Source organism: Larkinella punicea (assembly GCF_003334855.1).
Classification (GTDB): Bacteria; Bacteroidota; Bacteroidia; order Cytophagales; family Spirosomataceae; genus Larkinella; species Larkinella punicea.
Window position 1 is genome coordinate 252,411 of record NZ_QOWE01000001.1, and the last position, 22,615, is coordinate 275,025.

Sequence of the window (22,615 nt, forward strand, 5' to 3'; positions counted from 1 at the left end):
GAAGAGTAATGAAAAAAGCGTATCGGTATTTGGTGCTATTATGGATGAGTTGGACAGTATCACCCGTGGTATTTGCGCAGAAGGAGCGCAATCTGTTAAGCCGTTTTTCGACAGACGAAATCGCACGTTCGCTGCTGCCTAGGGAGCAATGGAAACCGTTTTCGAAAACCGGTATTGAATGGCAAAAAATACTGCCCGATTCCGTCCGAAACTCTATCATTCTGGACGCCGAAAAATACCGTCAGGCACCATTTGAAGCCATTCCCGCATCGCTGATGCTGGAATACCAACGAACCGGCATCCGCATCAATTACGAGAACGTTTCGCTCAAAAAAAGAGCACAGTTATTCACGCTGCTGCTGGCCGAAGTGATGGACAATAAAGGCCTATTCCTGGATGCCATTACGGACGGAATCTGGTCGATTTGTGAAGAGAGTTTCTGGGGCGTTCCGGCGCATTTATACCAGCAGAAGGCGGGTCTTGGTCTGGTCGATACGGAAGACCCTTCGGTCGATTTATTCGTCAGTGATACCGGAACACTCTTGGCGTTAGCCGATTATTTTTTAGGGTCGAAGTTGGATAGCATTTCGCCACTCATTCGAAAGCGAATTTACAAGGAGGTGAACACCCGGATGTTTACGCCTTTTGAAAAAGACAGCGGGCGGTATTGGTATCTGCAAAAAGGGCGGAAAGAAGCTCCCGTTAACAACTGGAATCCGTGGGTGATCAGCAACTGGATGGCGAGTGTATTGCTGTTGGAAAAGGACGATACACGTCGGGCAAAAGAGCTTCATCACGCCTTAACGTTGCTGGACCATTACCTCAACTGGCTGGGCGATGACGGCGCCATCGACGAAGGGCCAAGTTACTGGAATGGCGCCATCGGACGGTTATTCGACGCGCTGGTGGTGCTGGAAAGTGCCTCGGCCGGTCGCCTGACGATTTATCAGGAACCGCTCATTCAAAACGCCGGAACCTACCTCTACAAAATGCACATTGCCGGCAACTATTTCATCAATGTGGCCGACGCGTCGCCGGTTGTTCATCCCGACGGGGTGCAGTTGTATCGGATTGGGAAAACCGTTCAGGATACCATCATGCGCGATTTTGGAGCCTGGACGTTCCACAATGGCCTGGAGAAAAGAGCCCTTTCCAATGGGTCCACCCGCCTGTCTGTGCTCTGGAATTTGCTGGCTTTTCAGGAATGCGTGAGCCGGAAAGGCCGCCCGCCGATGTTGGCGGATGTCTGGTTACCGAGCATTCAGCAGATGGCGGGCCGGACACCGGGCGGTTTATTCGTGGCTTCACACGGTGGTCACAATGCCGAAAGTCACAACCACAACGACGTTGGCGATTTCATCGCTTACGCCAACGGCCAACCGGTGATCATCGATGTCGGCTTCGGAACCTATACCGCCAAAACGTTTTCCAAAGAACGGTATTCGCTCTGGTACAACAGCTCGGCATACCATAACCTGCCGGTAATCAACGGGTTTCAACAGGCAGCGGGTGGGCAATATGAAGCCCGGAATGTAACGTACAACAAAACCACGGGCAATTCTATCTTACAAATGGACCTTGCGGCCGCGTATCCGGCCGAAGCGGGTGTTCAGAAATGGCAACGAACCGTGGCCCTGGAAAAAACCGCGCATACCGTTTCCATCACGGATGATTATGTGCTTCAACAGCCTGTCCGGGAATTAACCCAAACGTTCATGACGGTTTGTCCGGTCGATCTGAGCCAGGCGGGAAAAATCCGGTTTGACATACCGGGTTCCAAACCGGCTTCGCTGGACTACGATGCCTCCGCCTGGACGGTTAAAAAAGAGTTGATGCCGGGTGATGCCCCGGACGAAAAACGCCTGGTCGAAAACTGGGGCCGTCGCCCGATCTGGCGGATTTTACTGGTCAGTAAAACCAAGCAGAAAGCAGGAAAATTTAAGTATGTAATTACGCAGTAAGCACCCTGTCAGCGGTCGGAGACCCTGACAGGGGTGAATTACCAGACTTAAACTTGACCACTGTCAGGGTCTCTGACCGTACGACGGCCCGACCCTGACAGGGTGTAAACCCGACTATTCCTAAACCTAACTATGTATAGCTTTCCAAAAATCAGAGCGGTCATAAGACTTCTTTTGATCGCTCTTTTTCTGCCTTTTTGGGCTCTCGCTCAGGACGATGCGTCTCAACAACCGTATCAGGATCTGACGCACGAAAGCCGGGTTTTCGGCCATTCAAAATACTATCGATTATACCTTCCAAAAAGCTACGGAAAATCGGCGAAACGCTATCCGGTCGTCTATTTTTTTCACGGTTGGGGTGGGCGACATTCCAGTGATGACAATGCCAAACTGGCATATGCGAAACTGAAACAACTGGTGGATCAATATGACCTGATTCTGGTAATGTGGGATGGCAATATCGACGGAAAAGAACCGCGTCCCTACAACATTGGCAACCACGAAGATGTCAAGTTTTCGGTGCAGATGAAGGATTATTTCCCGGAACTGGTTTCGCATATCGACCAGACGTATCGCACGCTAACCGACCGAAATCACCGGGGCATTATCGGTTTTAGCATGGGCGGTTTCATGTCTTTATTTTTGTCCGGCAAATACCCCGATCAGGTGTGCGCGGGCGTCAGTATGATGGGCAGTCCTGAGTTCTTTGTCGGAACGCCTGAAAATCACACGCTTTACCCTGTTCGCTACACGTTTAAAAACCTGCAGGATGTGGATTTCCGGATTCACACCAGCGATAACGACATCTTATTCAATCTGAATGAAGAAGTCAAACAGGGTGCGATCTGGGAAGGAAAACCGGTCGAATTTGAGCAGTTTCCCGGCGGGCATCGGGTCGACAACGCCGGCGAAACCCTCATCTTCGAAAAAGCACTAAAATTCGTTGCGGAATCGTTTAAAAAAGAACACAAAACACCCGAACGCTGGTCACATTATGACCTCTATCCGAGCTTCAGCTTGTGGGGTTATTCGGTGGAAAGTAACAAACAGCAACCCGGTTTTATTTTCCTGAAAAACGTGGATAAAAAAGGATTTGGCGGGTATACGAATCAGTGGCTACCCGACGGGCCTCCCCTGGCTATCGGCCCATTGAAAGTAACGACGGCGCCGGTTTATACGCCCACTAAAACGTATCAGATTGCCACGTATTCGGCTTCGTCCGGAAAAACCGTGTTGAGCGAAAAACAAAGTAGTTCAAACGGTCAGTTGACAATCGAAGTGGACGCTCTGGGCGGTGAAGTGGGGGTATTTGAAAAAAACGATGCGCCGGAATGGGTTTGTCTGGATTATAAAATAGACGAAAAAAGCCGGTTTTTGAATGTCGGTTCTGCGAATAAACTGGCTCTTCGTTTGTTTAACCGGGGCGGTGAAAGGGAGATTTTCCAACCGATTCGGGTGGTAGTCAGCACAATGGACGGCGAAGTCGTTGTACAAGATTCCGTCATTCAAATCAATCCTGTCGCTGCGGATCACATCCTGCGTTTGCCTCCTTTACGCATTGCCTGCTCCAAAAAACCGCCCCTGCACGCGGAGCCGTCGGCGGTTAAATTCAAGGTGACGGTTTATGCAGGGGATCAGGTGTTTAACGACGAAATCAACGTGCCGATCTGGTATGACATGCCGGTTTTCAATGAAGTTAGTGTCGATGATGGGAAGATCATTCGCGGAAAAGCCCAGGGGAAAGGTAATGCCGACGGCATCGTTAATGCGGGCGAAAACGTGATGGTGTACGAAGGAAAAAACCGGCTCCGGCTCTACACCGAAAATCCGTGGGTCCGGGAAGCATGGGCCGACGAAATGATTCCGGCCCGCTGGCCGGACGGTTTTACGCAAAATACCGTGCTGCATATTGCCCCCGATTGCTCGGATGGTCACCAGATCGAGTGCCTGGCCAGTTACGAAACCAAGACGTTCAACCCCATCGAGCGGAAAGTAACCTGGGGAAAGGTAAAATTTACGGTTCGTCGGAAATAACCGTTCAAAAAAATAGGGCATCATTCGAATGATGCCCTATTTTTTTGAACGGTCAGTACACCCCTAAATCCCCTAAAGGGGACTTATAGCATTCGGATTAAACGTGTCCAAGTCCCCTTTAGGGAATTTAGGGGCAAAAAGCGAAAGCCCTAGTCTGGTTTACAACAAGAATTTAAGCCGAATCACTTCCTTCTCGTTCAAATACCGCCAGGTTCCGCGCGGCAGTTCTTTTTTGTTCAAACCGGCATACACCGTCCGGTCCAGTTTCGTCACGACGTAGTCGAAATGCTCGAAAATCCGGCGAACAATGCGGTTGCGACCGCTGTGAATTTCGATGCCGATAACCTGGGCATCCGGCGTCACAATTCCCAGATCGTCAGGTTTAATATAACCATCTTCCAGTTCAAAACCGTCCCGAATCGCTTCAAAATGTTCGTTGGTCAACGGTTTGTCGAGTTCAACCTGGTATACTTTCTTGATTTCGTTCGATGGATGAGTCAGTTTTTCGACCAGTTCACCGTCGTTTGTCAGCAGCAGCAAACCGGTGGTGTTGCGGTCCAGACGGCCCACCGGATAAATCCGGTACGGCGTTGCTCCGGCCACCAGATCCATCACCGTGTTGCGGTCTTCCGGATCTTCTGTCGTCGTGATATAATCTTTCGGTTTATTCAACAACACGTAGGTCATTTTCTCCGGATTCAGCACCCGGGTACCGTATTTGATCACATCCGTGGGCTGCACTTTGTAGCCCATTTCGGTCACCACTTTGCCGTTCACGCTGACATCGCCTTTGGCAATCAGTTCATCGGCATCCCGGCGCGAGCAAATCCCGGCGTTGGCAACATACCGGTTCAGCCGGATCAATCCCGAGTCGGCATCGCGCGGTTTTTTATCACGGTCACCACTTCCGGCTTGCTCACGAACTTTCTCATGACCTACCCGCTTCGGGCGTTTGTCGCGCGAATTGCGGCCTCCCAACGCCTGCTCCTTCATCTTGTCGATGTCGTATTCCGGTGCCCGCGAACGGCCCACCTGACGACCCCGACTGTCTTCAATTTTTTGCTGTTTGGCCGCATCACTGTCGTCCTGACGGGGGCGGTCATAACGCGAGGGCTGATCGTCCCGGCGTTCCCGATCGCCCGGGCGACTGTCCCGGCTGAATCCTTTGTTCTCGTCACGCGGTCCCCGCGGACGGTCAAAATCCCGGCGCTCGCGGTCGGCGGGACGGTCTTCGCGCGATCCGCGATCATCCCGGCGCGGGCGGTCAAATTCCCGTCGTTCACCGCTGGACGGGCGGTCGTCCCGGCGGGGCCGATCAAACTCCCGGCGTTCGCGCGGTTCTGCTCCGGGTTCGGTGTTGCGGTCATCGCGCGGTTCGCTCTCGCGGCTCCGTTCGGTGCGCTCACCGTAGCTGCGTTCCGACCCAAACCGGCTTTCCCGGCGCTCGGGCCGGTCAGTATGTGGCCTTGCCTCGTCATTCCGCGACCGGTCACCGTGCGATTTTTCACTACCGAAACGGCTGTTGCGGGTTTCCGACTGACCGCCGTTGCGGCCATACCGGGGTTTGTCATCCCGCGAACCCGAACCGCCAAACCGGCTGCTGCGGTTATCCGGGCGGTCATCCCGGCGGAAATCTTTATTTTCATCCCGTGGTCCGCGCGGACGGTCAAAATCACGGCGGGGTCCACCGCCTTCAAACCGGCCACCACGCGGGCTATCACTGCGGGATCTTTCATTCCGATCCGGGCGATCCGATGACGGACCGGACGACCGGCGATCATCATTCCGTTCAAAACGCGGACGATCCGGGCGCGAACCCGCGTAATTAGAGCCACCCGTCCGGGGCCGTTCCGATCGTTTATCATCAAACCGGCGTTCACCGGACGAAGGACGTTCTCCCCGCGGTTTGTCGAAACCCGGTTTGTCGAAACTGCGCTCTTTGCGTTCATCCTTACGGTCTCCGGAGTCCTTGCGTTTGACGACGTTGCTGTAGAATTTATTCGTCGTCTCCGTCTGACCGTAGCCTCCCGATCTGCCTTCCCGGCGGCTCTGGGGTTCTTCTCTTTTCTTACTCATGAAAGTTGCAGTATCACTACTGTAGTTATTGTAGATTCTATTGATTATCAGCCAGTTCGAAAACGCATCCTGAAATGGGCTGCAAAGTTAGCGTATTTTAATGTAACTTCTGTCTTTGTTCTGAAACGGAACACCATTTTGTCCGGAAACAATTCCTAACCTCACAACAATTCCCATTCTGATTTCTCTTACCAATGGCTTCTGCAACTACTTCTATACAACCTGACTCCAAAGAACCAATCTGGAAACCCGACCGGCGGATGATCGACCAATCGCAGATGAAACGATACCTGGACTGGCTGTTTGTCAAGAAAGGTTTGTATTTCCGCGATTACCACGACTTGTGGGACTGGTCGACCACAGACCTCGAAGATTTCTGGCGAAGCATCTGGCAGTTTTTCAATATCCAAAGCCACCGCGATTACCAGGAGGTGATCGAAAAACCGGCTTCGGGCATGATCGGGACCCGTTGGTTTACCGGAGCGACCCTGAACTACGCCGAACATATTTTCCGCAACAAAACCAGCGAACGCCCGGCCATCCTTTTCCAGTCGGAACAACAGTCACTGACGTCGTTAAGCTGGTCGGAACTGGAACAACAGGTGACGGCCATCGCCCATTTTCTGCGCGAAAACAACGTCCGCCCCGGCGACCGCGTCGTGTCGGTGTTGCCCAACATCCCGGAAGCCGTCGTGGCCTTTCTGGCCACCAACAGCGTGGGCGCCATCTGGTCGAGTTGTTCACCGGATTTCGGTACGCCCAGCATCATCGACCGCTTCCGGCAAATCGAGCCCAAGGTGCTGTTTGCCATCGATGGCTACCATTATAACGGAAAACCGATCGACAAAACCGACGCGCTGAGCGACTTGCAGACGGCATTGCCCACGTTAAAGAAAGTGGTCTGGGTAGCCAATCTCGATCCTGATTTCGAACCGCCAACCGGCCCCCGCAGCAAGTCGGTTTTGTGGAATTCGGTCCTGCAAACCAACACGGCGATTCCCCTGGTTTTTGAACCGGTGCCGTTCGAACACCCAATCTGGATTCTGTTTTCGTCGGGAACAACCGGCAAACCGAAGGCCATTACCCACAGCGTCGGGGGCTGTTTGCTGGAACACCTGAAAGCGCTGGCTCTACACCAGGATGTTCAGCCCGGCGACCGGTATTTCTGGTACTCCACGACGGGCTGGATGATGTGGAATTATTCGGTGGCGTCGTTGCTGGTCGGGGCCACGCTAGTCATTTACGACGGTTCGGCGGGGTATCCCAACATGGACGTACTCTGGAATCTGGCCGAGCGCGCGCGGGTCAATCATTTCGGCGCGGGGGCGGCCTACCTGCTGGCCTGTATGCGGGCGGGGCTGTCCTACGTCGGAAGTTCAAAGTTAGTTCACCTGAAAACCATTGGCTCCACGGGCTCGCCGTTGCCGCCCGAAGGCTTCCGCTGGGTGTATGAATCGGTCAAAAAAGACGTCTGGCTGGTGTCGCTCAGTGGCGGTACGGACATTTGCAGCGGTTTTGTCGGCGGTTGTCCGCTGCTACCGGTTTACGAAGGCGAAATTCAGTGCCGGATGCTGGGGTGTAAACTCGAATCGTTCGACGAAAACGCGAAACCGATCCGCAACGAACTGGGCGAAATGGTGATTCTGGAACCCATGCCGTCGATGCCGATCTATTTCTGGAATGACAACCACAATGATCCGGCGGGTAACCAACGCTACAAATCCAGTTACTTTGACCAGTACGACGGCATCTGGCGGCACGGCGACTGGATCAAGATTACCGACCGCAAAACCGTCGTCATCTACGGTCGCTCCGACGCCACGCTCAACCGCGACGGCGTTCGGATCGGCACGAGCGAGGTGTATAGCGCCGTCGAGAGTGTTCCCGACGTAGCCGACAGCCTCGTGGTTTGCCTCGAACTCCCCGGCGGACGGTATTTTATGCCCCTGTTTGTGGTGCTCGAAGGCCAGACCACCGATCCGGCGACCGAACTCAACGCGGAAATGGCCCAGCGAATCCGGCTCGCGCTCCGAACCCAATACAGCCCCCGGCACGTTCCCGACGCCATTTTTCAGGTACCGGAAATACCGTATACGATCAGCGGGAAAAAAGTAGAGGCCCCCGTCAAAAAGATTCTGATGGGCATCTCGCCCGAACGGGTAACGAGTCGCGATACACTCCGGAATCCGTCGGCGCTGGATACCTTTATTCTGCTGGCAGACAGCATGAAATCTGATTTGTTGGTGAAATAGGAGAGTCGGAATAAATTCTATATCTTTCATTCAATTTCGGCAAACATTTTGCCCGTATTTTATCGTTATGCAGTAAGTGCGCACGGACTTCCGGGCAGTCGGGTTTTGGGCGTGTTAGTCGAGTAAACTAGTATCAACAACCTATAGAATGTTTTGCGGACGACTGTCCGTGGGTACGACTATGAGAGAACCTGAACGCGAAAAAATTCAGAACGACAAGGCGACCGTCCGGTTGCCGATGCTCCTGGGCATCACGCTGGCAGCCGGCATGTTGATCGGCGCTACATTTTTTAGTGGCGGAAAAAGCCTCAACAACATCGGACGCGGGTATTCTAAGTTCAAGGAAGTTCTTCAACTGATTGAGAATAACTACGTTGATTCGGTCAATACGGACGATCTGGTGGATTATTCCATCTCCAAAATGCTGGAGAAACTGGACCCGCACACCACCTACATGAACCCGACGGATGCCGTGGCCGCCCGAACGCAACTGGAAGGCGGTTTTGACGGAATCGGTGTCGAATTCAATATTTACAAAGACACGGTTTACGTCGTAACGCCCATGGCCGGTGGCCCGTCCGAAACCGCCGGGATTCTGAGTGGCGATAAGATCATCAAGGTCGACGAGACCGATATGACCGGCAGCAAACTGGACAATGCCCTCGTTTTCAAGAAACTACGCGGCAAAAAAGGATCGTCCGTCAAATTGTTCGTCCTGCGCAAAGGCGAGAAAAAACCGCTGACCTTCACGGTTCAGCGCGACCGGATTCCGACCTATTCCGTCGATGCGGCATACATGATCGATGACAAAACCGGGTATATCAAGGTAAACCGGTTCTCGGAGACGACCTACGACGAGTTCAAAAAAGCCCTGGGAACCCTGAAGCAAAAAGGCATGAGGCAGATGGTGCTCGACCTGCGCAACAACCCCGGCGGCTACATGGACCGGGCGACGAGCCTGGCCGACGAGTTCATCTCCGGTGATAAACTACTGGTGTATACCGATGGCAAGGATGACCGCTACGACCGCCAGACCAAAGCCCGCATTGCCGGCCAATTTGAAGAAGGCCCGGTGATCGTGCTGATGGACGAAGGCAGCGCGTCGGCGTCAGAGATTGTGGCGGGTGCCTTGCAGGATCAGGATCGGGCGCTGATTGTCGGACGGCGGTCGTTTGGCAAAGGGCTGGTGCAAATGCCGGTCATGTTATCCGACGGTTCCGAATTGCGGCTAACGATTTCCCGCTATTATACGCCAAGCGGCCGGAGTATTCAGAAACCGTATGTGGCCGGTCACGGTGAAGATTACGAAAAAGAACTGGAAGCCCGTTCGAAGAGCGGGGAATATTACATTGCCGACAGCATCAAGAACAACGCGAAATACAAATTTAAAACGTCGGGTGGCCGGACGGTTTTCGGAGCCGGTGGCATCACGCCCGATGTGTTCGTACCCCGCGATACGCTGTTCATGACCAAGTATCTGATTCAGTTGTTTAACAAAAACATTGTTCGTGAACAGGCGATGGAATACGCCAACGATCACCGCAAACAACTGGAAAAAGACGGTTTTAACAGCTACAAGAAGAATTTTGTCATCACAGACGCCATGCTGAAACGCCTGACGGACGACGCCACGGCGCAGGGCATCAAGTTTAACGAAGCCGAATACAAGCGGTCGAAGAAATACATCCAGACGCAGTTGAAAGCCTACATCGCGCAGTATGCGTGGCGGCAGGGCCACCGCGACGGTCTCAACAACGAATTCTTCGAAATGCTGTCGGAGGGCGACGAAACGTACAAGAAAGCCCTGACGCTCTTCGATCAGGCGCGGTTATTGGAAAAAGGCGGGTATGCCGCCCAAAAGTAGAAAGCAAAAAAGTAGAACGGAGGATCTCCGTTCTACTTCATCATTTTACTGAGCTTGCCCGACGACTGCATCTGATTCATTTTCTTCATCATCTTCCGCATTTCGTCAAACTGTTTCAGCAGATTGTTCACTTCCTGAATCGACGTACCGCTGCCGTTCGCAATGCGCTTTTTGCGGTTTCCGTCGATGATATCGGGGCGTTCGCGTTCGATCGGCGTCATGGAGCCGATGATGGCTTCGATGGGTTTGAACGAATCGTTATCGATATCGACATCCTTCATCATCTTGCCCATGCCGGGAATCATACCGATGAGGTCTTTGATGTTCCCCATCTTTTTGATTTGCTGCAACTGCCCCCGGAAGTCGTTGAAATCGAACTTGTTCTGGCGCATTTTTGAGCTAATGCGCTTGGCTTCGTCTTCATCGAAAGCCTGTTGCGCCCGCTCAACGAGTGAGATCACGTCACCCATGCCCAGAATCCGGCTGGCCATCCGGTCGGGGTAGAAGATGTCAAGGGCTTCCATCTTCTCGCCCGTACTCATGAACTTGATCGGTTTCTGGACGACGCCCCGAATCGAGAGCGCGGCCCCACCGCGGGCGTCACCGTCGAGTTTTGTCAGCACCACGCCGTCGAAGTTCAGCCGGTCGTTGAAGGTTTTGGCCGTATTGACCGCATCCTGCCCCGTCATCGAATCCACCACGAATAGCGTTTCCGACGGATTTAACGCTTTTTTGAGGTTTTCCACCTCTTTCATCATCACCTCATCCACGGCCAGACGACCGGCGGTATCGACAATAACGACTTTCTTGCCGGTTTTACGGGCGTGCGCCAGGGCATTCTGGGCAATCTCGACGGCATTTTTGTTTTCCGGTTCGGCATAGACCTCCACACCCACCTGCTCGCCCAGCACTTTCAACTGGTCGATGGCGGCCGGGCGGTAAATGTCGCAGGCCGTTAGCAGCACGTTGCGGCCCTGTTTTTTCAGGAAAGCTGCCAGTTTGCCCGAGAACGTTGTTTTACCGGAACCCTGCAAACCCGCAATCAGGATGATGGCCGGATCGCCTTTGAGGTTAATGCCTTCGGCTTCGCCCCCCATCAGTTCGGTCAGTTCTTCCTGAACGATCTTGACGAACAGTTGCCCCGGCTCAACGGCGATCAGCACCTTGCGGTCGAGGGCTTTCTCCTTGACGCGGTCGGTAACCTCTTTGGCAACTTTGTAGTTTACGTCGGCGTCGGTCAAGGCCCGGCGCACTTCCTTTACGGTCGCGGCAACGTTGATTTCGGTAATCCGACCCTGTCCTTTTAAGGTCTTGAAAGCCTGATTAAGCTTATCCTGAAGATTTTCAAACATGATTCGATGCTTATTTACCTCTGATTCCCTCTGATCGTCTCTGGTTAGCTCTGTGTACTAGCTATTAAATTGTTACACAGAGTTAACCAGAGAGTATCGGAGAAATCAGAGAACTGCAAAGTTAATGAATTTTAGGAGAGGGAGGAAATACCTGTTTGGTTGGTTAACGTTGACTTAATCGCAAATCTATCGTCTAAAGAGATATTAAAATGCGGCAATGATGAATGGAAGGCTACTCAAGCAAATTTCTGAAGTACGAATCAAAGAAGCGGCTGTCTTGTTATCAACAAAAAACTATTGTGGTGCCTATTATTTGGCTGGATATGCTATGGAATGTGCGCTAAAAGCCTGTATCGCTCAAAAGACAAAAAGACATGTTTTTCCGGATAAGAACTTTGCCCAAAAATGCTATACCCATGATTTAAAAGAATTGGTAAAACTAGCAGATTTAGAGGCACAACGACTAAATTTGAAAAAGCACAACTGCACTTTCGCTACCAATTGGACCATCGTGAAAGACTGGAACGAAAGTAGCCGGTATCGAATGATTACAAAAGCCGAGGCTAAAAATTTACTTGATTCAGTAACCGACCCGATTAGTGGAATATTAATATGGATACAGCACTATTGGTAAACAAACAACTGGAAGAAGGAAAGAAACTGCTCGAAAAGCTGGATGCTTCGGGTGCTTCCATTCCGGTTGCTCTCTGGATTAATCTTCCGGATACCGAAAATTGGCGTTTATTGTTTGCCATGAAAGGTATTGATCGGGACGGATCAAGAATGGCCTACACTAAAATATACAAGGTCATCAAAGAAAATGAAATCGACCTTTCATTAGGCGATGTATCGGTGATTGATACGCATAATACGTTGTGCCGTCAATTGAAACACATGATCCATACTGAACCCGGAATCAGTAACATTCCATTTTTTGGCAACTACATACACGGTCAGCGGTTTCCTGATTCGGTGCTTTATCGGGTAAATTGATAGACCCTACCCTATGGCCCAAACCCCTGCGGTTTTCACAACAGCAACCCGTGCCAGCCTTCCCGCAACTTATTCACCGCACGGTGTAGCAGATTACCGACGGACTGGTAGCTGAGCCCCATCACTTCCGCAATTTTATCGTTCGGCAAAGCCGCAAAAAACTTCAGGTGAACGGCTTCCTGCTGGCGGTCGGTCAGGGTTTTCAGGAGTGTTTCCAGGCGGCTGCGCTGGTAGGCCGATAATTCCGTTCGGATCAGTTCGTCCTCGAAGCTCTCGGCGTGGAGAAAACCGTCGGCCATCCCGTCTTCAAACGGCTCCGTCTGTCCCCTTCGGAGGGCATCTTTATACAATTTCCGGCGTAACGATTTGAAGAGATACACCCGCACATACTCCGTCTGGGCAATGTTTCGGCGGTAGGCCCAGAGTTCCACAAACAAGTCCTGTATACAATCTTTTAACAGGTCTGCGTCGCGGGTAAACTTAAAACCGTAGTGGTGCAGCGGGCGGTAGAAACGCCGGATCAGTTCTTCAAAAGCCACTTCGTCTCCCATTCGAACCTGATTCCACAGATCCGGGTCCGATATCGTTTCTTTCATACGGACGGAGAATTAAGCATACGAATGAATCAGTTCACGAAGATAAACCAAATGCCGTTCTTCTCAAAAAGTAGTAGTTTATCCGTAAAAATTTGCAGCGAGCTGCGAAAATGAGCGATGATCACCCCCAACAAAAATTTACCCGTCCGTGGGTATGAACTTCAAAAACCGTTCTATCTACCTAAACAAGACCGGAGAACTCACCCCGTTACATGCAGGCCTACCATTCCTATAAAGCCGAAGATTTTCTGACCGACGATTCCTTCATCGCCTGGGTTTATAACCGCGACGCAGCGGCTGCGGCTTTCTGGTCCGGCTGGATGGCGCAACCGCAGCCGAACCGGGCGGAAGCCTTGCTGGCGAAAGACATTCTGGAAGCCCTGAACCTGCCGGAAACGGAGGTGACCGAAGCCACCCTCACGCACGAAACCGGGCAGATTCTTCGGCGCGTAAGCCAGCAGCCGGAAACGCGCAGCCTGCCGGTTTTTAGGAGATCATGGTGGCTGGCGGCTGCAACGCTCATTCTATTGCTGGGTGCGGGCTGGCTGGTGTGGCGGATTCCTCAAAAGTCGCCGTGGCTAACCAGCCTCTTACCGGAAGCCCGGCCCAACGACGGCGTGGTGGAGCAGGCCAACCGCACCAGCAAACCGGTTCGGGTGACGTTACCGGATGGAAGCACGGTTCGGCTCCAGCCCAACAGCCGGATTCAGCACGTCGCCGGTTTTGGACAACAGGTCCGGGCCGTCGTGCTGACGGGGGAAGCGTTTTTCGACGTGGTTCCCAATCCGAAAGTGCCGTTTCTGGTCTACGCCCGTGATGTGGTGACGCGCGTGGTCGGAACCAGTTTCACGGTGAAAGCCTACGACGATCTGCCGCAGGTGACGGTGGCCGTGCGAACCGGACGCGTGACGGTGTATTCCCGGAAAGAACTGGAGCAACAGCGAAACGTCGAAAAACCGGAAGTCACCGGCGTGGTGCTAACGCCCAATCAGCAGGTGGTTTTTAACGCGAAACAGGAGATTTTTCGCAAGGAACTGGTTGAAAATCCGGTTTTTATCGCCAAAAATGCCACGTCGGTTTCCTTTGAATTTGACGACGTTCCGCTTACCGAAGTGTTTCGGCGCATCGAGGAAACGTACGAAATCGACATTGTGTACAACGAATCCCTCCTGCAAAAATGCAGCCTGACGGCGTCCCTGACCGGTTTGTCGCTGTATGAACAGCTTCGTTTGATCAGCAAATCGCTCCAGGGTTCCTACGAAGTAACCGATGGAAAAGTCCTCATCCTGGCAACGGGATGTGGCGAATAGACCTTAATCAGTACCAATGCGACACCTTTAGTTTATAAACCATGAAAAAACGACTACCAACCCGACCGTTTGGGTCTTACCTCCGTCGGATGACGTACCTGCTCCTGCTGATCACAGTCAGCCACGCCGGTTTTTCGTTCAACCCGGATCAGGCCACGAAAGAATTGCTTAGCCAGCGCGTCAGTTTACAACTGAAAAACAAATCGCTGAAACAGGTTTTGGCCACGATTGAAAAGCAGGCCCAGGTCAAATTTGTTTACATCCCGCAAAACATCCGGGTCGACCACGACCTTTCCGTGACCGCGACCAATGAACTGCTGTCCGGTGTGCTGGAACGCCTGTTTGCGCCCCTCGGCATCACGTATGAAGTAACCGAAAACCGCATCATTCTGACCAAAGGCAAGACCAGCGACCTGCAACCCATCGAACCCGCCACCGCAGCCGTGGATCAGGCGGTTTCGGGAACGGTTTCCGACGACAAAGGTGAGGGCCTACCCGGCGTCAGCATCACCGTCAAAGGCACCACGCAGGGAACGACCACCGACGCGCAGGGGGCTTTCAAACTCAATGTGGCCGATGGCAATGCGGTGCTGGTTTTCAGCTTCGTGGGCTATGCCAAACAGGAAATTACCGTAGGCACCCAGAGTGTCCTTACGGTTCGTTTACTGCCTGGTGACCAGACGCTGAACGAAGTGGTTGTCACGGCATTGGGGATCAAACGTGAGAAAAAAGCGCTGACCTATGCCGCCGGTGAAATCAAGGGCACCGACCTGGCGCAGGCGAATGTGACGAACCTGGGAACGGCGTTGTCCGGAAAAGTGTCGGGGGTTCAGGTCACTTCGTCGGCGGGCGGGATGGCCGGTTCGTCGCGGATCGTGATTCGGGGCAACTCGTCACTGTCGGGCAACTCGCAGCCTTTATACGTGATCGACGGCGTTCCCATCGACAATTCCAACCGCCGGGCCATCAGCTCGTTTCAGTTGCAGGGCGGTCTGGACGGCGGTGACGGTATTTCCAACATCAACCCCAACGACATCGAATCCATGACCATCCTGAAAGGCCCCAACGGTGCGGCTTTATACGGTCAGTTGGGCGCCAACGGGGTGGTGATCATCACGACCAAATCGGGTCGGCGCAACCGGCGGCCTTCCATTCAATACAGCGGCAGTTATTCCGTCGGTAACGCGCTCGTCAAACCGGATTACCAGAACGAATACGGACAGGGTTACAACGGACAGTTTACGTTTTACCGGCAGGCCAACGGCGTCGTTGTGCCTTTCAATGCCGCGTTAACGGGCGGTGTGCCCAAACTCAGTGCGGGCCGGAACCCGACGACACGCGGAAGCTGGGGTCCTAAAATGCAGGGTCAAACCATCGAAGACATGTGGGGTGATACGGTGAGCTATTCGCCCATTACTGACCCCTATTCGGCTTTTTTCCGTCCGGAAAAACAGGCCATGAATACCGTGAGCGTCGATGGCGGGGGTGAGAAAGTGAACTATTATTTTTCGCTGACCAACCTGACCAACGACGGCTTTACGCCCACCAACAAGCTGAACCGTAACTCGGTGACGGTGAAACTCTCGGCGGATATTGCCAAAGGACTGAACCTGGACACGAAAGTCAATTACGTCAACCAGTTTGTCAACAACCGTCCCTATGTGGGTGACGACGGTCTGAACCCGGTTTACCGGTTTTTGTACGTTCCCCGCAGTCTGAACATGGACGGTCTGAAGCGGTATGCCTACTCGGCCAAGGACATTCGCTATTCGCAGGACCTCGGCGGCAACGGGTATTTTGTCGGCGGTGAGAAAATCTTTGAAAGCAACTCCGTGACGTCCAACCCGTTCTGGACCATCAACAACACGCACAACGAGGACACCCGCGATCGCATCATCGCCTACGCCAAGCTGAATTACGAGTTCATAAAAGGCGTCAACCTGCAGGTGCGCTACGGAACGGATTTGTATTACGAGCGCCAGTATGGCTGGAAAGCCGTCGGAACGCGGATCTCGCAAACCGGCGATGTGTTTGAGAATGTAGAGTTTAGCAAAACCGAAAACGTGGACGCCTTGCTGATGATCAACAAAGAAGTCGGCGAATTTTCGATCAACGCCAACTTTGGGGCGAATCACCTGAGCAACAAATACCGGATTACGGGCAATACCGGCACGCAATTGAGCATTCCGGGCTTGTATGCCGTGGGTCGGACGGTGTTGAATACGCCCCGGCTGGGGGTTTCCGAGTCCATCATCAACTCGGTATATGGGCAGGCCAGCGTCGGCTTCCGCAATTACCTGTTCCTCGACGTGTCGGCGCGAAATGACTGGTCGTCGACCTTGCCAATCTCCAACAGCTCGTTTTTCTACCCATCCGTGGGGTTGAGCTGGGCCGTAACGGATGCCATTCCGCTGAACATTCCGGCGCTGGATTACTTCAAACTCCGGGCTTCCTACGCGCAGGCCGGCCGTTCGGGCGATCCGTATTCGACCACCGGCTATTACGGTCTGAATGCCAATACGTTCCTGAACCAGCCGCTGGCAACCTACACCAGCACGATTGTGGACCCGAACCTGAAAAACGAACTGAAAACGTCGTACGAAGCCGGGGCCGAGTTACGATTTTTCAAAAACCGCCTGAACCTGGATTTTACGTATTATCATTCCGTAACGAGCAACCAGATTTTGCCGATTGTCATCTCGCAATCAACGGGTTACAGCAGCAAACTCACCAATGCCGGCCGGATTGAGAATAAAGGGATCGAATTCCTGATTGCCGGAACGCCCATCAAACTGGCAAACGGGTTTACGTGGGATGCGGGTTTTAACTTCTCCGCCAACCGCAACAAAGTGCTTGAACTGATCGACGGCGTGAACGAAATCGTGGTCGGTTCCGACCGCAACATCCGGGTCGTCGCGGCACCGGGACAACCCTACGGCCAGTTGAAAGCCGCCGATTATGCCTGGCTAAAAGACGCCAACGGCAACCGGCTGATCGACGATAAAGGCCTTCCCATTGTGCAGAGCATCGGAACCGTGGCCATCGGCAACGCTACGCCCAAATGGATCGGTGGTTTTACCAACACCTTCTCGTACAAAGGCTTATCGCTGAGCGGCTTAATCGACATCCGGCAGGGTGGTCAGATTTTCTCGCAGGGACGCGTGCAGGAAGCTGCTTACGGTACGTCTAAACGGACGCTGGAAGGACGCGAAGGCGGTTTGATTGCCGCCGGGGTGAAAGCACGCCGGGAAGGCAACCAGTGGATCAGCACGGGCCAGGCCAACGACATTCCGGTGACGGCGCAGGCCTACTGGAACCGGGTAGCTTCGGACAAGGGTTTTGCCGTCGCCGAAGAATTCCTGTACGACGCCAGCTACATTGCGATCCGGGAATTACGGCTTTCCTACCAGCTTCCGTCGGCCATTCTCAAAAACAACAAGGTGGTTCGGGGCGCTTCACTGGCTTTGTATGGCCGGAACCTGGGCTACATCGAACGGCATACCGACGGTTTTTCGCCGGAAAATTCATCCATCAACGTCAACTCCGGCACGATGGGCATGGAACAACACTCGCTCCCGCTGCTGCGAACCATTGGTGTAGACCTCAACCTGAACTTCTGATCGGAACCCAAACGGCATCACAATCATGAAACGATTCTCTAAAAAAATACGCCTTTCGGTACTGGGTTTGCTCCTTACGGCATCAGCCTGTACCAATAACTTCGAGGAAATCAACATCTCCCCCACCCAGCCCCGCAGCGTTCCGGCTGAGTACCTGTATTCGCAGGCGCAACTCAGCGGTTTTCTGGCCGACGGCACCAACTGGTGGCAGGTCGGTTCGTGGGTGCAGCAGTGGGCCAGCGGCTCGTTGTCGGCCCCTTCGCAGTATCTCGAAGACCGCGATATTTACGAAACCAACAACTGGACCGCCCATTACGAACTGATCAAGAACCTGTCGCAGATTCGGAATCAACTTTTGAAAGGCCAGGAAGCTACGCCCACCGGCCGGACGAAACTGGCCATTGCCAAGATCACGGAAATCTATTTCTGGCAACGCATGACCGATTTCTGGGGCGATATTCCGTATACCCAGGCCGGTTTGCCCGACGACAACCTGATTCTGCTGCCGAAATATGACAAGCAGGAAGACATTTACAAATCCCTCATCACGGAGTTGGATGCGGCTGTCGCCCAACTGACGGCCACGGATGTGTCGTATGGCAACGCGGATTTTGTGTACAAGGGCGATGTCACCAAATGGCGGAAGTTTGCCAACTCGCTGAAACTCCGGATGGGCATGCGGCTTCGTTTTGCCGATGCGGCTCTGGCGCGTAAAACCGTCGAAGAGGCCCTGAAAGCGCCTTTGATCGAAAGCAACGCCGACAACGGGGCCATGCCGACGGTGACACAGGACGGCAATCCGTTTGGCTACCACCCGACCATCGGCGGTTACAACAGCAGTAAAGAGCTGAACCAACTGGCCGCTCCGTTCATCGACGTTCTGCTCGCCAAAAATGACCCGCGTCTGCCCCGCATCGCCGAGCCAACCGAGAACTCCAAGAAAGCCGGAAAACCCGTTTACCGGGGTCTGGGGGTTGCCTTGGGCGGCAGTGTCATCATCAACCGCGACGACTATTCGTACGGCACCATTGCTATTTACAACGACCGGAAAGCCACCTTTCCGTACGTTTTTCTGGCGTATTCCGACAACCTGTTTTTCAAGGCCGAAGCTGCTTTGCTGGGCTGGGGCGGTTTGACGCCGGCACAGGCTGAAGGTTTTTATCAGGCCGGCATCCGGGCCACAATGCAGATTCAGCCGTATGCCATTGCCGAAACCGCCATTACGGAATACCTGAGCCGGGAAGGCAAACTGACGGGCACTGAGGAGCAGCAGTTGGAGCAGATCATGAACCAGAAGTGGATCAGCCTATTCATGCGGCACTACGAAGCCTACGCCGAATGGCGACGCACGGGCTACCCCAAACTGAAACCCGGTCCGAATCCCGGCACGACCAACGGCCAGATTCCGCGCCGGGGCGTTTACTCAAGCACCGAGCGGCTCCGGAATGCCACCAACTACAACGAGGCCTCGTCGAGAATGGCCAACGGCGACACGTATTTGAGCAAAGTCTGGTGGGATAAGCGGTAATTTTTCTTTGAGCGTAAAGAGCATAGACAAGAGAATAAAGACTGCACGAAACGTCTTTACTCTCTTGTCTATGCTCTCTTGTCTTCTCTACTCTCTTGTCTCTACTCTTTACTCTCAAAAACCCTTTTTATCTTTGCGTTCAGGTTAACAGCTCCGGAAATTGAACGCGGTTTTTCACAGGAAACGATGGGTATGGCTGGTGTATCTCCTCATCGCATTGACCGTGGTGCTGGTGACAAACGATACGCCGTTCCGCGAGCGAATCCGGCTGCCGAGTTTCTACACCGATGTGCTGTTCGCCCTGGCTTATACTTTTGCCATAGGCTGGTACTTGAACCGGGTGACGGAAAAACTCAATCAAAAATACCCCTGGACCACCGACCGCCAGAACCGGATCCGGTGGCAGGTGCTTTGGGGCATTGCAATCCCCCTGCTTGTTCTGGTGTTTCTGGAGGTCGTTTACGTCCGGTTTTTCCTGCAATTGAGCCCGAATTTTAGCTCCATTTTTCTGGCCGAATTACCCCTCTCCGCCACGTTTTTGTTGCTGCTGAACATGCTGCATTCGCTGGTTTCCCTGCCTACTCCCGCCCAGCCGGTCACGCTTCCGGTTTTGGAAAAACCGCAGACGGCACCGTCGTTTCTGGTCAGCACGGGACACACCCAAAAACCGGTGTTGATGGATGACATCGCCTACTTTATCATCCTCGAAAAAGTGGTTTATCTGGTCAGCATCCGACAGGAAAAATTTGTGGTGTGGGAAACGCTGGACGAGGTTATGGAGAAGGTCGATGCCACCCGGTTTTTCAAGCTGAATCGCCAGGTCATCGCCCAGATTCGCAGCATCGAGTCCGTCGAACAGACGCCCACCCGAAAACTCCTCGTGACGCTCTGCCCGCCTATTCCGGAAGCGGTGTATGTCTCGAAAGACCGGGCCACGGTTTTTCTGACCTGGCTGGGGAAATAGCCGTCCGTTTCAGCGGCTATTTTGCCGGTTTGGGTTCCATTCTCCCGCCAAAACACCCGCTGTGCGCCATCAGACCGGTATTTTTGCAGCGCAATTCAGACATCCCGTTCCGAACTGCCCGACTGTAAACAACATCCACATTCGCACATGAAACAGTACCCGGCCTTCCTGAAGGCGCTTCTATGGGCTGGCTTTCTGGGAGCCGCCAGCCCGGTTTTAGCCCAGAAAACGAGCGGTTCGCTCCCCGTTCGCCTGACCCTTTTTTCCGAAAGCACGTCCATTCCTTTTGCCGACGGGCTGGTCACCAAACCGCTCCATCCCGGCGTGTCGATCGGGACCGAGTGGGCGTTGAAACGACGGTCAAAATCCCGCCTGGTTCAGGGTCTAACCGCCGGGTATTACCATCACAAAGAAGTAGCGCAGGGTATTTTTCTGGGCACGGATTTCCGCTACGAACGGCAATTGCCGCTTTCACTGTATGCCTCCATCGGGCTCGGCATCGGCTATCTGCATACGTTCCGAACGCAGGACGAATTCCGGCTGGAAGATGGGCGTTACGTCCTGAAAAAAGACCGGGGGACGCCCCACCTCCTGCTTTCCGTTCCGCTGGAAATCGGGTTGCGGCTTCGTCCCAACAGCCCCCGGTCTCCCCGGCTTTTTGTGCAGTATCAACCCTGGATCGAATATCCGTTTTCCCCGGATTTCATCCCCCTCATGACGCACACCAATCTGGCGGTTGGGTATGAATTTTTCCCCTTTCGTTAACCCCACACCCATGAACACAACCACCCATTTACTCAGAACCTTCCCCCTTTTCCTGCTGGCCTTCCTGTTGAGTTGCACGCACTCCGAAGTCATTGCCCCGGCTACCTTCGCCTGTTCCGTCGATTTCAACGACCAGAGCGACACGCACCCCAAACGGAGCCGTTTTCAGGCCCTGCTCGATCAGAAAGTCAGTCGGGGCGTACCGGGGATTATATTGTCCGTTCAGGACCCAGTCAACGGCGAATGGCTGGGAGCCGCCGGGATGGCCGACCTCTACAACCAGATTCCCTTGCAGAAATGCAACATCACCCGCGTCGGCAGCACCGTGAAAACGTTCACCGCCGTGACGGTTTTGATGCTTTACGACGAAGGACTTCTGTCACTGGATGATGCCGTTAGTAAATACCTGCCGAATTCGGTGCTCAGCAAGCTCGACAATGGCACGAAAGTGACCGTTCGCCAACTCCTGAATCACTCAAGCGGGCTGTATAATTACATCCAGAATCTGCAATTCCAGACGGCTTCGTTGAATGACCTGAAGAAAGAATGGTCGCCCGGCGAATTGCTGGCGTATGCGAACGGGAAGAAGGCCTATTTCGCGCCGGGAGCCGACATGCGGTATTCCAACACCAATTACATTTTGCTGGGAATGCTCATCGAGCAGATCACACAGAAGCCTTTTTATCAGGTATTTGAAGAAAAAATCTTTCGCCCGTTGCACCTGACCAGCACGCAGTTTGCCGCCCGAAACCCGGTTCCGAAAACCATTATCCGGGGTTACGTCGATCTGTACAATGATCTGAATGTGGTGGAAAGCACGTATTACAGCGGCTGGGATTATTACACGGCCGATGGCGGACTGATTTCCAATCCGCACGACATGGCGGTTTTTCTGCGCACCTTGTTCGACGGTAAGCTACTCAAACCGGCCACGCTGGCCGAAGCCATGCAGTGGAAAGAACCGCTCAAACAGGAACCGGAAACCTACAAAACAGCCGCCGGTCTGGGATTTTTCAGGATTGAAACGCCCTACGGAATCGCGTATACCCACAGCGGAGACGCCATTGGTTATTACGCCAACATGCTCTATTTCCCGCAACAAAAAACGACGGTGGTCTACGGCGTCAACGGCAACTACGGGCAAATCGACCCGCTGGTTTCGTCGCCGGAAGCCATCAATGGCATGCTGGAAACGGTGTTTCGGTAAGGTGTTCACGGGTTTTGGAGGAGGTTGCGCAGAAAGGAGTTGCCACTCCATCAATTCAGCAGGCAGTGGGGAACGTTACGGTTTAGGCTATGG

The 22,615-nt window shown here is 53.4% G+C and carries 15 protein-coding genes; 12 read left to right on the forward strand and 3 right to left on the reverse strand.

What is annotated here, in order from left to right; translation table 11 throughout:
• The first annotated feature begins 8 nt into the window (after nucleotides 1-8).
• Both DUE52_RS00960 and DUE52_RS00965 read left to right on the forward strand, forming a co-directional pair.
• Nucleotides 9-1,961 carry a heparinase II/III domain-containing protein gene (locus DUE52_RS00960; RefSeq protein ID WP_114404063.1) on the forward strand — a complete coding sequence of 651 codons (1,953 nt, stop codon included), beginning with the start codon at nucleotides 9-11 and terminating at the stop codon, nucleotides 1,959-1,961.
• A gap of 174 nt (nucleotides 1,962-2,135) precedes the next feature.
• On the forward strand, nucleotides 2,136-3,995 hold the full coding sequence (locus DUE52_RS00965) for an alpha/beta hydrolase (RefSeq protein WP_165840837.1): 1,860 nt from the start codon (nucleotides 2,136-2,138) through the stop codon (nucleotides 3,993-3,995).
• A gap of 159 nt (nucleotides 3,996-4,154) precedes the next feature.
• Here the strand turns inward: DUE52_RS00965 and DUE52_RS00970 are convergent, their stop codons facing one another.
• Nucleotides 4,155-6,071 (reverse strand): pseudouridine synthase, encoded by a 1,917-nt coding sequence (locus DUE52_RS00970; RefSeq protein ID WP_114404065.1) that lies wholly within the window; start codon nucleotides 6,069-6,071, stop codon nucleotides 4,155-4,157.
• 194 nt (nucleotides 6,072-6,265) lie between these two features.
• Between DUE52_RS00970 and DUE52_RS00975 the strand changes: the two genes are divergently transcribed.
• Together DUE52_RS00975 and DUE52_RS00980 are read left to right on the forward strand one after the other, a co-directional pair.
• Nucleotides 6,266-8,323: an acetoacetate--CoA ligase gene (locus tag DUE52_RS00975; RefSeq protein WP_114404066.1), complete on the forward strand. Its 2,058-nt coding sequence runs from the start codon at nucleotides 6,266-6,268 to the stop codon at nucleotides 8,321-8,323.
• A gap of 181 nt (nucleotides 8,324-8,504) precedes the next feature.
• Complete coding sequence (locus DUE52_RS00980; protein ID WP_229312021.1) at nucleotides 8,505-10,187, forward strand: S41 family peptidase; 1,683 nt, start codon at nucleotides 8,505-8,507, stop codon at nucleotides 10,185-10,187.
• 32 nt (nucleotides 10,188-10,219) lie between these two features.
• Here the strand turns inward: DUE52_RS00980 and ffh are convergent, their stop codons facing one another.
• Complete coding sequence (gene ffh, locus DUE52_RS00985; protein WP_114404068.1) at nucleotides 10,220-11,539, reverse strand: signal recognition particle protein; 1,320 nt, start codon at nucleotides 11,537-11,539, stop codon at nucleotides 10,220-10,222.
• A gap of 217 nt (nucleotides 11,540-11,756) precedes the next feature.
• Here ffh and DUE52_RS00990 point away from each other — a divergent pair, with 217 nt between their 5' ends.
• On the forward strand, nucleotides 11,757-12,173 hold the full coding sequence (locus DUE52_RS00990) for a HEPN domain-containing protein (RefSeq protein WP_114404069.1): 417 nt from the start codon (nucleotides 11,757-11,759) through the stop codon (nucleotides 12,171-12,173).
• Entirely contained in the window at nucleotides 12,152-12,532 is a 381-nt protein-coding gene (locus DUE52_RS00995; RefSeq protein ID WP_133299737.1) for a hypothetical protein, read from the forward strand. Before DUE52_RS00990 ends, DUE52_RS00995 begins: the two co-directional genes overlap by 22 nt.
• Before the next feature lie 35 nt (nucleotides 12,533-12,567).
• Here DUE52_RS00995 and DUE52_RS01000 read toward each other — a convergent pair whose 3' ends face one another.
• Complete coding sequence (locus DUE52_RS01000) at nucleotides 12,568-13,128, reverse strand: RNA polymerase sigma factor (RefSeq protein ID WP_114404071.1); 561 nt, start codon at nucleotides 13,126-13,128, stop codon at nucleotides 12,568-12,570.
• Nucleotides 13,129-13,340: 212 nt separating this feature from the next.
• Here DUE52_RS01000 and DUE52_RS01005 point away from each other — a divergent pair, with 212 nt between their 5' ends.
• From DUE52_RS01005 to DUE52_RS01030, 6 genes are all read left to right on the forward strand, one after another.
• Nucleotides 13,341-14,438, forward strand: coding sequence for a FecR family protein (locus tag DUE52_RS01005; protein ID WP_114404072.1), 1,098 nt, complete (start codon nucleotides 13,341-13,343; stop codon nucleotides 14,436-14,438).
• Nucleotides 14,439-14,479: 41 nt separating this feature from the next.
• Nucleotides 14,480-18,058, forward strand: coding sequence for a SusC/RagA family TonB-linked outer membrane protein (locus DUE52_RS01010; protein ID WP_114404073.1), 3,579 nt, complete (start codon nucleotides 14,480-14,482; stop codon nucleotides 18,056-18,058).
• A 25-nt stretch (nucleotides 18,059-18,083) separates the two neighbouring features.
• Complete coding sequence (locus DUE52_RS01015) at nucleotides 18,084-19,586, forward strand: SusD/RagB family nutrient-binding outer membrane lipoprotein (RefSeq protein WP_114404074.1); 1,503 nt, start codon at nucleotides 18,084-18,086, stop codon at nucleotides 19,584-19,586.
• 199 nt (nucleotides 19,587-19,785) lie between these two features.
• Nucleotides 19,786-20,550: a LytTR family DNA-binding domain-containing protein gene (locus DUE52_RS01020; RefSeq protein ID WP_133299738.1), complete on the forward strand. Its 765-nt coding sequence runs from the start codon at nucleotides 19,786-19,788 to the stop codon at nucleotides 20,548-20,550.
• Nucleotides 20,551-20,697: 147 nt separating this feature from the next.
• Nucleotides 20,698-21,315: a hypothetical protein gene (locus tag DUE52_RS01025; protein ID WP_114404076.1), complete on the forward strand. Its 618-nt coding sequence runs from the start codon at nucleotides 20,698-20,700 to the stop codon at nucleotides 21,313-21,315.
• A 10-nt stretch (nucleotides 21,316-21,325) separates the two neighbouring features.
• On the forward strand, nucleotides 21,326-22,522 hold the full coding sequence (locus tag DUE52_RS01030) for a serine hydrolase domain-containing protein (RefSeq protein WP_165840838.1): 1,197 nt from the start codon (nucleotides 21,326-21,328) through the stop codon (nucleotides 22,520-22,522).
• The last annotated feature ends 93 nt before the right edge of the window (nucleotides 22,523-22,615 follow it).